The organism is Streptomyces sparsogenes (genome assembly GCF_001704635.1).
Classification (GTDB): domain Bacteria; phylum Actinomycetota; class Actinomycetes; order Streptomycetales; family Streptomycetaceae; genus Streptomyces; species Streptomyces sparsogenes.
On sequence record NZ_MAXF01000206.1, the window covers coordinates 1 to 13,551 of the forward strand.

General features: G+C 76.1%; 2 protein-coding genes. Both read right to left on the reverse strand.

Annotation, left to right across the window (positions count from 1 at the left end; all coding sequences use genetic code 11):
* A partial coding sequence (locus BBH68_RS36535) for a non-ribosomal peptide synthetase (RefSeq protein WP_170066637.1) occupies positions 1–3,478 on the reverse strand: 3,478 nt, incomplete at its 3' end.
* Positions 3,479–3,536: 58 nt separating this feature from the next.
* Positions 3,537–13,551: SDR family NAD(P)-dependent oxidoreductase (locus BBH68_RS36540; protein WP_065968190.1), on the reverse strand; the 10,015-nt coding region annotated here is incomplete at its 5' end.

Here is a 13,551-nt window from a genome sequence, read left to right on the forward strand (position 1 = left end):
GGGCAGGGCCGTCGACCTTGCCGTTGTGGGTGAGCGGCACCTCGTCCAGGACGACCACGGCCGCGGGCACCATGTAGCCCGGCAGCACGCCGCGCAGGGCGTCGCGCAGCGCGGCGGTGTCCGGTGCCGTGCCGGGGTCGGCCACCACGTACGCGACCAGCCGGCGGTCGCCCGGGCTGTCCTCGCGGACCACCGCGACCGCCTCCCGGATGCCCTGCCGGGCGCGCAGGTGGTGCTCGATCTCGCCCAGTTCGATGCGGTAGCCGTGCAGCTTGACCTGGCTGTCGACGCGGTTGAGGTACTCCAGCCGGCCGTCGGCGAGCTGCCGGACGAGGTCGCCGGTCCGGTACATCCGCGTACCGCCGGGCCCGAAGGGATCCTTCACGAACCGCTCGGCGGTGAGCTCGGGCCGCCCGAGATATCCGTCGGCCACTCCGTCCCCGCCGATGTACAGCTCCCCCGGTTTCCCGGGCGGGACGGGTTCGCCGAAGCGGTCCAGCACATAGCAGCGGGTGTTCGCCAGGGGGCGGCCGATCGTCACCCGGTCACCGCGTTCGACGCGGCAGGCCGTCGACCAGATGGTGGTCTCGGTGGGCCCGTACAGGTTCCACAGTTCCCCGGCCCTGGCGAGGAGTTCATCGGCCAGGTCCGACGGCAGTGCCTCACCGCCGCACAGCGCCTTCAGGCCCGGATGTCCCGTCCAGCCCGCGGTGAGCAGCATGCGCCAGGTGGCGGGGGTGGCCTGCATCATGGTGGGCCGGGTCCGCTCCAGCAGGGCTCCCAGGGCGAAGCCGTCCGCCGCCGTCTCGGCCGGCGCGATCTCCACCCGCGCCCCCGTGATCAGCGGCAGGTACAGCTCCAGTCCCGCGATGTCGAAGCACACGGTGGTCACGGCCAGCAGCCGGTCGTGCTCGGCGCAGCCGAGTCGCCGGGCCATGGCGCACAGGAAGTTCGTCAGCGCGCGATGCCCGATCCGCACGCCCTTGGGCCTGCCGGTGGAGCCCGAGGTGTAGATGACGTACGCCAGGTCGTCGGGACCGGCCGGGACGCACCGGCTGGCCGGGCGTTCGCGGTCCTCGTCGAGGAGCAGCAGGTCGGCGTGTACGCCGCTCAGGGCGGGCCGCAGCGCGGACTCGGTGACCACCAGCCGCAGTCGCGCGTCGTCGGCCATGGCCGCGATGCGCTCCGGCGGGTACACGGGGTCGAGCGGGACGTAGGCGGCACCCGCCTTCAGCACGGCCAGCAGGCCGACCAGCAGTTCCGGGGAGCGGCTCAGGGCCACCCCGACCAGCTCACCGGGGCGGGCGCCGCGTGCGGCGAGTTCGGACGCGAGCCGGTCGGACCGCTCGTCCAGTTCCCGGTAGGTGAGCATGCGGTCCCCGCAGGCGACGGCGACGGCGTCGGGGCGGCGCCGGGCCTGGTCGGCGAAGAGTTGGTGCACACAGAGGTGGGAGGGGTAGTCGGCCGCGGTGTCGTTCCACTCCTCCAGCACACGGGTGCGCTCGTCGGGGGTCGGCTCCGCCACCTCGGTCACCGGCCGGCCGGGGTCGGCCGCGACGGCGTCGAGGAAGGCCGCGAACCGCGCGGCCGCCGCCGGGTCGGGGTCCGCCCAGTCCACCCACGAGCCGTCCTCGGCGATCCGCACCAGCCGGGCCGTCGCGCCGCCGGTCGCCTCGCCGGGGAGCGCGGCGCCGCCCGGGGCGGGCCCGGTGTGCAGTTCGACGCGGACCGGCCAGCGTTCCGTCCGCGGGTCCCGGGCGGGGACGCCCATCGTCTCGTCGTCGTGCAGGAGAGACCGCACCTCGTCGTGGATCCGGGCGAAGGGCCTGCCGTCGTCGATGTACGGCAGGGGGAACGGAACGTGGGTCGCCACCGCCGGGTGGGGCGGGCAGGCGGCCAGGTGCCGCCAACGCAGGGCGACCCCGGTGTCCGCCTCCTCCGTGCCGCGGGAGACGAAGGCCAGGACCGCGGCGAGCAGCAGCTCCGGATCGGCCGTGTGCCGGGTGTCCATCCTGACCACGGGGGCAGGCCCGGTGGGGTCGGCCTGCGGGGGGTTCGGGGGGTTCAGCCGGGCCGTCCGCTCGGCCCAGTGCCGCCGCGCGTCGGGGCCGCACGCCGCCCGGCGCCGGGCCAGCGCGCCGGAGCCCGGGCCGGTCCCGGCGCACAGCTCTCCGGTGGGCAGGTCGGGTGTCTCGATGAGCGCCCGGAGCAGCGTCACCGTGTCGTCCAGTACCTGCCGGGCGACCGCGTCCGTCAGCCGCCGCCGGTCGTGGCCGAGCTTGAGGAGCAGCCGCTCGTCCTGGTAGGCGCTGAGGGTGAGCGGGTAGTTGCTGCGTTCCTCCAGGTGGAAGTCGCGGTCCCGCCAGGCTCCGCCCCGCTGCCGCAGCTCGGCCTGGACGGTACGGCTTTCGAAGACGACGACGCTCTCGAAGAGGGTGGAGTCGTCCGGAACGGCGCTGAGCCGGTGGATGCGGGGCAGCTCGATGTGCTCGCCGCGGCGCAGGGCGAGATGCCCCTCGCGCAGGGCGCGCACCAGGTCGGCCCCGGTGGCCGAGGCGTCGAGGGCCACCCGCAGCGGCAGGGTGTTGATCAGCAGGCCCACCATGTCGCGGCCTTCGGGCGCGAACGACCTGCGGGACTTGGTGACGCCGAACACCACCTCGCCGCTGCCGCTGTAGCTGCCGAGCAGCAGGGACCACGCGGCCTGGACGACGTTGTTGAGGGTGCCTCCGCACCGCTTGGCGAGCGCGGCGGCGGCTTCCACCGTGTCCGCGTCCAGTTCCGCCCGGACGGTGCCGAAGGCGTCCTCGCCGGGGCCGAGCGCGCGCTCGGTGGCCACCACGAGCGGCGTGGGGCCGCGGACCCCGTCCAGGTACTCCCGCCAGAACGTCTCCCCCGGCGTGGGGTCCTGCTCGGCGAGCCGGCGCACATACGCCTCGAACCCGGGCCGCGGGGGCAGCACGGCCTCCCGGCCCCCGACCGCGGCGTCGTACGACTCGAACAGCTCGGACAGCAGCAGTGCGTAGGAGCGGCCGTCCATCAGCGCGTGGTGCGACGTCCACAGCAGCCGGTAGTCGGCCTGGCCGATGCGCAGCAGGGCGAAGCGCGTCGGTGGTTCCTCGGCGAAGGCGAAAGGACGCCGGGCGTCCTCGCGCAGAAAGCGGCGCAGGCGGCCCTCGGGGTCCGCGTCGCCGCGCCAGTCGTCGTGGAACAGCGTGGCCCGGCCGTGCGGGTGGACCACTTGGCGGGGGGCGGACGGGTCGTCCAGGACGAAGGTGGTGCGCAGCACCGGATGCCGGGCCACCAGGTCGTCGAGCGCCCGCTGCAACACCGTCGCGTCCACGGCATGGCGCAGGGTGACGATCTTCTGCTGCACGTACACGCCGTCGTCCGGGGCGCTGAGGCTGTACAGCAGCATCCCGTGCTGAAGCGCGGTGAGCGGTGACTCGTACGGCTGTGCCGCCTGGTACGCCGTCATGACGGGCGGTTCCCTTCGTCCGTGTCGGGGCCTGTGGCGGACGGGCGCGGCAGGGCGGTCATCGTCCGCCTTCCTCGGGCTCGCCGTACTGGGAGAGCAGTTCGGCCAGCAGCTCATCGACCGCCGCGTCGGACAGCGAGGCGACCAGCCGCTCGGCGTCGTCGCCCCGGGCGGCCCCGGGTTCCGCGGCCCTGGGTGCCGCGGGTGTGGGTTCCGCGGGTGTGGGTTCCGCGGGGGCGGGTTCCGCGGGAGCGGGGGACGCGAGGGCGGGTTCCGCCGGGGCGGGTGTCTCGACGCGGAGGTGGTCGGCCAGCTGCCGGATGGTGATCCGCTCGAAGAGGAGGGTCGCCGGCTGGGGTCCGTACACCGCTTCCAGGGCCCTGGTCAGTTCGAGGACGACCAGCGAGTCCACTCCGTAGTTCTCGAAGGTGAGGTCGGGGTCGAGCCGGTCCGGGGTCATCTCCAGGACCCGGGCGAAGACCTCCGTCACCCGCCGGAGCTCGTCGTCGCCACCGGAAACCGGAGCCGTGGCGGACGCGGGGGCGGGCGCGGGGGCGGGCGCGGGGGCCGGGAACGGGGCGACGGGGGCGGGGGCCGGGGAAACCGGGAGGGGGGACGGGGCGACGGGGGCGGGGGCCGGGTCCCGTCGCCCGGCGACGGACACCACGCCGTCGCTGACGGCGGCGATGACGCTCTGGAAGGCCGCTCCGGCCTCCGTCGTCGGCGCCGCCGCGCTGATGTGCGTGAATCCGCACGCCGCCAGGACGTCCCGCCACTGCCGCTCGCTCGCCAGCGGCGACCGGGGCAGCCGCTGCTCGGGGTCGGCGAACAACCACCAGCCCGCCGTCAGGCCGAAGATCAGCGCCAGTTGGTGCCGGGGCCTGGTGCCCTCGACGAGGAGGAGCACCCCGCCCCTCCGCAGCAGCGCCTTGGCGCGCGTCAGGGTATCGGACAACCGCCGGGTGGCGTGCAGGACGTTGGTGCCGAGCACCACGTCGTGGGCGCCGGGCGCCGGCCCCCAGCCCGCCGGGTCGGCCTCGATGTCCAGCGTCTCGAAGCGTACGAAGGGGTACCGCGCGCCGAACCGGCTCCTGGCCTTGCGGACGAAGGCCGGGGAGACATCGGTGAACACGTACTCCACCGCGTCCCGGTAGGGGGCGAGCGCCTCGAGGACGGTCGCCGTCGTGCCGCCCGTCCCGGCGCCGACCTCCAGGATCCGGACCGGTGTGGTGGGGTCGGCGGCCCGGCGGGCCTCGACCTGTTCGACCACGAGCCGGGCCACCTCCGCGTTGCAGCGGTCGGTGACCGGGTCGCCCCGGTACACGGCGGCCACCCGCTCGGCGGAGCCGTCGGGGAAGAGGATCTCCATGGCGGGGCGGCGACCGGTGAGGATGTCGGGCAGCTCGGTCAGGCAGTCGCGCAGCAGCGTGCCGACCGGCGCGAGGGCCGGGTGGCGGGCCGTCAGCCCGTCCAGAGCGGCGAGCGACACGGCCTCGGGCTCCACCGCCCGGCCCGTCGGACGGAAACCACCGGTGCCGGTGACCGTCAGCCAGCCCGTCTCCACGAGGATGTCGAGCTGGGCCCGGAACAGCGCGGCGTGCTCGGCCACCACGCCCAGGCGCCCGGCGAGTTCCTCCCCGGACGCCTCGCCCGCGTCCCCGGACGCCTCGCGCGCGTCGGACAGGCCCGCCCGGTGCAGCACCGATGCCAGCAGGGACGCCGCCAGTCGCTCCAGCTCGGCGACGGCGTGCTGGTGCGTGACCAGTTCGGCGGACGCTCCCGCGGAGCGGACCTCGGGCAGCGGGTCCGGCGCGACGCCCGGCAGCACGCTCAGGGTGCGGTCGGGGTCGATGCCGAGGTTCTCCAGGATGGGCCGGTCGGCGTCCAGGGCGAACACCTGGGGCAGCCCGGCCGCGAGGGTCCGCTCGACGACGGTCATGCCCTGCTCGGCGCTCAGCGGCCGGATGCCGGCGGCGCCGAAGCGGCGCAGCACCCGCTCCCGCTCCGGGTCGCCGCCCGCGTGCCAGTAGCCGAGGTTGAGGACCCGCACCGGGAAGGGCAGGGTGCGGGCGGCGTGCAGGGCACAGGCGTCGGCGAAGGCGCAGCCGGCGGCGTAGCCGGCCTGGCCGTGGTTGGCCTCGAAGGCCACGCCGGACGAGTAGAAGAGCGCGAAGTCCAGCGGCACCTCGCGCACCGCCCGCAGCAGGCTCCACGTGGAGTCGGTCTTGGACTCCAGGGCGGTCCGCAGCCCGGCCTCGGGCAGCTCCCTCAGCACCTGGTTGACCAGCACCATCGCCGCGTTGATCACCCCGTGCAGGGCGCCGAACTCCTGTACGGCGCCCTCGACGGCCTCCTTCAGCGCGTCCGGGTCGGTGGCGTCGAGGGCGAGGTAGCGGACCTCGGCGCCCGCCTTCTCCAGCTCCGCGACGATCTGCCGCCGGGTCTCGTCGAGCGGTGAGCGGCCGACCACGACCAGCTTCGCTCCGTAGGCGCGGGCCAGGTACCGGCAGGTGTCCCGGCCGACGGCGCCGAGCCCGCCGATGACCAGGTAGACGCCGCCCGGGCGGAACCGGGGGGCCGCGGCGGGCAGTTCGACCCGCTCCAGGTTGCGCACCCGGCGGACGCCCGCGCGCAGCGACACCGGCACCGGCCGGGCGGGGAACGGCTCGGCCACGATCGCGTCGGCCGCCCGGGCCGCCTCCGCCGCGCGTACGTCGACGAGCGCCACGCGGAGCGCCGGGAACTCCTTGGCCGCGACGGCGGCCAGGCCGGCGGTCCCGGCGGCCCACGGGGAGGAGTCGTCGCCTGCCTCCAGCGGGTGGACGTCCGTGGTGACGACCTTCAGGCGTGTCTCGCGCTCCAGCACGCCGTGCCGGGCCAGCGCCCGCACCAGGCGGTACAGGGCGACCGGGCCCCGGTCGGTCAGGGCGCGCAGCTCGGCGCGGCCTTCGGGCTCGCGCCCGGGGGCCGGGCTGAGGAAGTAGACCAGGTCCGGTGCGCCGGATCCGGCCAGGGCGCGGTCGAGTTCGGCGTCCGCGAGGCCGCCGGGGCCGACCGGGAGCCGCCGTACGTCGGCGCCGTGGTGGGCGCGGGCGATGCCGGCGGCGGGCTCGGCGTCCAGCCGCTCCCCGACCAGCAGCACGCTGCGGGCGGCCGCGGCGCGCTCCTCGGCGGGCCGGGCGGTCCACACCGGCCGGTGCACGACCACCGCGGACGGCTTGGCCTCGCGGTAGGTCAGGCCCTCGAACCGGACCCGCACCGCGCCGGTGTCGTCGCAGAGCAGCACCTCGCAGCGGTCGGTCGCGGTCTCCCGGACGTACGACCAGCCGGTCGCCGGGACCGGGCCGAACACCTCGACGCGGTCGGCCGCGAACGGCAGCATCGGCCGGGCGTCCTGGCCCCGGCGGCGCACCAGCAGGGCGGCGACGGTGTGCAGGGCGGCGTCCAGGACGCCCGGGTGCAGGGCGTGCGCCGGGTCTGTGCCCGCGGCCTCGCCGATCCGGCCGAGCACCTCGTCCCGGCCGGTCCACACCCGCCGGACGCGGCGGAAGAACGGCCCGTACGGCAGCCCCTGCCCGGCCAGCGCCCGGTAGAAGGAGTCCTCGCCCGCGCCTTCGTCCAGGCGGGCGCGCAGCGCGGTGACGTCGAGGGGGGCGGGCGCGGGCGGGGCGGCGGCGAGGCGGCCGCAGGAGCGTACGGCGCCGTCGGCGCCGCGGATCTCGTACCGGTCGCCGTCGAAGGCCACCGCCACCGTCTCCTCGGCCCCGCTCAGGGCCAGCGGGACGACCCACCGGACGTCCAGGCAGGCCCGCCCGGCCAGTCCCCCGCTCGCCTCGGCGACCAGGTCCAGGTGGCCGACGCCGGGCAGGATGGGCCGCCCGTCGACCACGTGGTCGCGCAGCACCGGCTCGTCGGCGGCGAGCCGGCGCTCCCAGCGGCGCGTCCCCTGCGCGGGGGCGGGGGTGGAGGCGGGCGTGGTGTCGAGCCAGTGCCGTGCCCGCTCGAAGGGGTAGGCCGGCAGCGGTACCCGGCGGCGCCCGGCGGGGCGCAGGCGGTCCAGCAGGTCCCAGTCGACGGTGACGCCTGACACCCACATCCGGCCGAGGAGGTCGTCGGCGCCGGCCGCGATCTGGCCGGCGAGGAACTCCTCGCCGCCGATGCCGTCGGTCAGCAGGCCGGCCAGCGGCGGATGCTGCTCCACCCGGCCCCGGTGCAGCCACTGGCCGCCCTCGCCCCGGCCGACGGCGGCGAGCTTGCCGGCCGCGTCCGCGAGGTCCGCGGCGACGAACGCCAGCCGTACGGGGAGGGGTTCGCGGCCCACGCGCAGGGTGTGGGCGACGTCGGCCAGCCTGGGGGCATCCGGCTCGGCGAGGGTGCGGCCCAGGTCGGCCGCGCGGGCGCGCAGCCGGTCCTCGTCGCGGGCGGACAGGACGATCAGCTCCGCCTGCTCGGGCCCGGCCGGGGCCGGCTCGGGGGCCAGGTACTCCTCCACGATGACGTGCGCGTTGGTGCCGCCCGCCCCGAACGAGCTGACGGCGGCGCGGCGCGGCAGCGGACGGCCGTCGCCGTCGTACGCGCGCGGCCACGGCGCCGTCTCGCGCTGCACGGTGAACGGCGAGTTCTCGAAGTCGATGACGGGGTTGAGTTCCTCGGCGTGCAGGGTGGGCAGCAGGGTGCCGTGGCGCAGCTGGAGGACGGCCTTGGTGAGCCCGGCGATCCCGGCGGCGCCCTCAAGGTGGCCGATGGCGGACTTCACCGAGCCGAGCGCGCAGAACCCGGTGTCGGAGGTGTGCGCGGCCAAGGCCTGGGCCAGCGCGGTGTGCTCGATCGGGTCGCCCAGGGCGGTGCCGGTGCCGTGGGCCTCGACGCAGCCGATGGTGCGGGCGTCGATGCCCGCCGCGGCCAGCGCCTGCTCCACCAGCGCCTGCTGCGCGTGGGGATTGGGGACGGTGTAGCCGCTGGTGCGGCCGCCGTGGTTGACGGCGCTGGCCCGGATCACGGCGTGCACGGTGTCACCGTCGCGGACCGCGTCCGACAGCCGCTTGAGCAGCACCGCGCCGACGCCCTCGCCCGGCACGTACCCGGTGCCGCCCGCGCCGAAGGCCCGGCAGCGGCCGTCGGTGGACAACATGCTCTTGCGGCTGAGGTGGACGTACTTGTCGGGGTGCACGGCGACGTTGACGCCGCCGGCGATGGCGTACGAGCACTCGCCGCGGCGGATCGACTCGCACGCCTGGTGCACGGCCACCAGGGACGCGGAGCAGGCGGTGTCGATCACCACGCTCGGGCCGCGGAAGTCGCCGAAGTAGGACACCTGGTTGGCGATGGCGGAACGGTTGGCCAGCACGACCTGGTGGTTGCCGCGCGCGGACTCGGTGGCGGCGAGGATCGCGTAGTCGTCCCACATGACGCCGACGAACACGCCGACGTCATGCCCCTGTCCGCCGAACCTCGGCGCCGGGATGCGCGACGGGGGGTAGCCCGCGTTCTCCAGCGCCGACCAGGCCGTCTCCAGGAAGAGCCGCTCCTGCGGGTCCATCGTGCGGGCCTGCTTGGGCGAGATCTGGAAGAACAGCGAGTCGAAGGAGTCGACGTCGGACAGGAAACCGCCCCAGCGGCCGTAGCTGCGGCCCGGCGCGTCGGGATCCGGGTCGAACAGGGCGTCGGCGTCCCAGCGGTCCGCGGGGACCTCGGTGACGCAGTCACGGCCCTCGGCGAGGTTGCGCCAGAACTCCTCCAGGGTGTCCGCCTGGGGATAGCGGCCGCTGATGCCGATGATCGCGATCGGCTCGTCGGCGTCCCGGCCGGCGGGCGGGGTGTGCGGGCCGGGGGCCGGCGCGGACGCGGGAGCGGGGGCGGTGTCCTGCCGCGACAGCGGTGTCTCCTGCCGTGACGCCTCGGTCCCCTGCGGGGACGGCTCGGTCTCCTCGGGGAACAGGCGGGTGACGGCGTCGGCCTGCTCGGCGAGGATGTGGTCGGCCAGCTCGTCGACCGTCCGGAACTCGAAGAACACGGTGCCGCGCAGGCCCGGGAAGTCCTTGCCCAGCAGCGAGTTGGTCTCCATGACCAGCACCGAGTCCAGGCCGTAGTCGTCCAGCGGGACGCGGCTGTCGAGGCGCCCGACGGGCAGCTTCAGCACGCCCGCGAGGACCTCGCGCAGGTGCTCCACCAACCGCTCCCGGAGCCGGCCGGCGCGGGCGGCGCCGGGAGCCGACTGGACGGGGTCCGACGCGAGAGGCCGGGACGGGGTGGGCCGGGACGGGGCGGGCGTGCCCGTCAGGGCGGCGTCGACGGCCGCCGGGTCGCCCCAGGCGGGCACGAGCCACGAGGCGCCGGGGGCGAAGGAGCGGGCGAGGAGGTCGAGGCCCGCTTCCGCGCTCAGCGCCCGCATCCCGCTGCGGCGGGTGTACGCGGCCAGTTCCTCCTCGTGCACCAGCCCGTCGACCCCGCCGACCGCCCAGAGCGGCCAGGCCAGGGACAGGCTGCGGCCGTGCCCCTCGCCCCGGCGCACCCGGCGGTCGCGGAGCACCGTGTAGAGGTCGGCGAAGCGGTTGGCGGTGGCGTAGCCGGCCGCTCCGAAGTCCCCGATGAGGGAGGAGAGGGAGGAGAAGACCACGAAGAGGTCGAGCGGGTCCTCGCGGGTCAGCCGGTCCAGGTGGACCAGGCCGTGGGTCTTGGCGCCGAGCAGCCGGGCGAAGCGCTCCCGGTCGCCGTCGGCACGGCCCTGGTCGGCGACGCCCGCCAGGTGGAACACGCCGTGGAGGGCGCCGAACCGGTCCCGGGCGGCGGTCAGCGCCGCGCCGAGTTCGTCGGCCCGGGCCACGTCGGCGCGCAGCGCGAGCACCTCGGCACCGAGGCCGGTCAGCGTGCGGTGCCAGGCGCGGGTCCGCTCGTCGGGCTCGGAGCGGCCGATCAGCACCAGCTTGGCCGCGTGGGTGCGGGCCAGATGCTCGGCGAGGACACGGCCGAGGGCGCCGGCGCCGCCGGTCAGGATGTACACGCCGCCGTCCCGCAGCGGCACGTCGGCCGGGGCGGCCGGGCCGGTGAGCGGGCGCAGGGCCCGTACCTGCCGCTCGCCGGAGGCCGTACGGCGGACCTCCAGGCCCGCGGCGCGGGGCGCGGCGCGCAGTTCCACCGCCACGGCCCGGGCGACCTCGGTGGCCGGGGCCGCGATGTCGACGCCGAGGGTGAGCAGTTCCACGCGCGGCGCGACCGGCCCCGTGGAGCGGGCGAACCCGGCCAGGGCGGCCCACTCCGGCCGGTCCTCTCCGGCGTTCTGCGGATGCAGCACCAGGCACCGCACCCGGCCGGGCAGCACGCCGGTGCGGGCCGCGTCGAGCACGTCCAGGACGGGGGCGCAGGCGCGGTCGAGCAGCTCGGCGGGTGAGCCGTCGTCCGCGTCGCCGAGGACGGCGGCGAGGTCGACGGCGAGGTCGAGCCCGTCCTCGTCGGCGAGGGAGGCGAGTCGGCCGGTGTCCTCCCCGATGGCGACGACGCGCCGCCACACGCCGGTCGCGGCCAGCGCGGACTCCAGTTCCGGGGCGCGGCCAAGCAGGACGAGGGTCCCGGCGCCCTCCGCCGGTTCCGGGTCGGCGGCGGGGCGCCAGTACGGCTCGTAGAGTCGGGGCTCGCCCGAGGCGGGCTGAGGCACGGCCTCCCCGGTGGGCACGGCGGACACACGGCCGGCGAGCGCCGTCCGGGCGCCGGCCGCGGGGGCCGCCTGGCTGCCGGGCAGACGGCCCGCGAAGTCCCGTACGGAGGCCAGCACGCGGCCTTGGTCGTCGTACACGGTCAGATCGAAGCGGCGCACCCCCGCCGACTCGTCGACCAGCCGGGCGTGCGCGTGGCAGACCTCGGGCAGCGGGGCGAAGTGGTCCAGGGCGCCGAGGCTGAAGGGCACGGCGAGCTCACCGGGGCGCGGCGCGGTGGTCCGGCCGGTCCAGTGGCAGGCCCGCAGGGCGCCGTCGAGGAGTTCCGGGGGCAGTTGGGTGTCCGGGGCGGTGCCGGTCCGGGCCAGCCGGACCAGCGCCTCGCCGGGGCCGACCCGGATCTCGTCGATGACGCGGAAGGAGGGCCCGTACGCAAACCCGGCGGCCGCGTACTCGGTGTACGCGGTGGGTCCGTCGCGTACGACGGACAGACGGGCGCGCAGCGCGGCGAGGTCCTCGGCGGCCTCGGGGGCGGCGGGGGCCGGGACGGCACTGCCGCGGGCGTGGGTGGTGCGGCCGGCCCCGGTCCCGCTGTACACCTCGAAGGCCAGGCCGGTGCCGTCCGGGCGGAAGGAGGCGTACAGCTCCATCCGGCCCTCGGCGAGTTCGACGGCCCGGCCCCACACCACCTCGCGCAGCGCGTGCCGGGTGCCGGGCTCGGCGAGCGCGGCGGCGGCGCGGACGAACTCCAGCGTCGCCGCGCCCGCGAGCAGCGGCCGGCCCTCGATCACGTGGTCGCGCAGCAGCGGATCGTGCGCGCGCAGTGTCTTGCGGAAGCGGACCTCGGTGACCGTGGACTCGTTGGCGTCGACCAGCGGGTGCGGAGCGCCCGTGCCCAGGTCGGGGTCGAGCGGGATCCAGTAGCGCTCCGGGGCGAACGGGTAGCGGGGGGCGCGTACCCGCCGGGGGGCCGTGCCCGGCCGGGAGGCGTGCCAGGCCGCCCAGTCCACGTCGGCGCCGCCCAGCCAGCGGCGGGCCGGCTCGGCCAGCGGCCCGGCGTCGGCGAGGTCGGGGGCGGGGCCGCCGTCGGCGAACCGGCTCAGGGCGGCGACGAGTTCACGGCCGTCGGTGACCGCCACCGCGAGCCGGGCGTCGAGGGGCTCGCGGCCCACCTGGGTGGTGAAGCACAGGTCGGCGAGCGGCACGTGCTCGGTCCGGACGAAGCGGGCGGCCGACTCGGCGTAGGCGCGCAGCCGTTCCTCGTCGCGGGCGGACAGCAGGAACAGCACGGGTTCGCCGGCGCGCTGCTCGCCCGCCGGTACGTCGGTGACCGGGTCGGGGTTCGGGGACTCCTCCAGGACGAGGTGCGCGTTGGCGCCGCCCGCGCCGAAGGAGCTGAGGCCGGCCCGGCGCGGCCGGTCCCCGTCGGGCCAGGCGGACAGCTCGCGCTGGACGCGGAACGGGGAACGCTCGAAGTCGATGTTGGGGTTCAGCTCGGCCGAGTGCAGCGAGGGCACCAGGGTGCGGTGCCGGAACTGCAACAGCACCTTGGTGAGTCCGGCGACGCCGGCCGCGGACTCCAGGTGCCCGATGTTGGACTTGACCGAGCCGATCGGCCAGGTGCCGGGCGCGGCGTCGGCGGACCGGTAGGCGTGGGTGAGGCCGGTCAGCTCGATCGGGTCGCCCAGGGCGGTGCCGGTGCCGTGCGCCTCGACGTAGCCGATGTCCTCCGGAGTGACGCCGGCCCGTTCCAGCGCGGTGGTGATCGCGCGCTGCTGGGCGCGCGGGTTGGGCACGCTGTATCCGTTGGTCCGGGCGCCGTGGTTGACGGCGCTGCCCAGGATCAGGCCGTGGATGCGGTCCCCGTCGGCCAGCGCCTTGCGGTAGGGCTTGAGCAGGACGGCGCCGACGCCCTCGCCGGGCACATAGCCGTCGCCGCCCGCGCCGAAGGCCCGGCAGCGGCCGTCGGAGGACAGGAAGCGGCCCTGGCTGAGGAAGGCGAACTTGTACGGGTGGATCGAGACGTTGACGCCCCCGGCGATGGCCAGTTCGCTCTCGCCGCTGCGCAGGCTCTCGCAGGCCAGGTGGATGGCGGTGAGCGAGGAGGAGCACATGGTGTCGAGCGCCATGCTCGGACCGGACAGGTCCAGGGCGTGGCTGACCCGGTTGGCGATGCTCGCGTAGGACGAGCCGGTGAGCGGCCGCCCGCCGCGCAGCGCGTCCAGGGCGCCCTGGAACTGGTACTCGCCGTACATCACGCCGACGTACACGCCGACCGGGCGGCCGGCCAGGTCGGAGCGGCGGTAGCCGGCGTCCTCCAGGACGTGCCAGGCGTTCTGGAGGAACAGGCGCTCCTGGGGGTCCATCAGCTCGGCCTGGCGCGGGGAGATACCGAAGAACAGCGGGTCGAAGCGGTCCACGTCG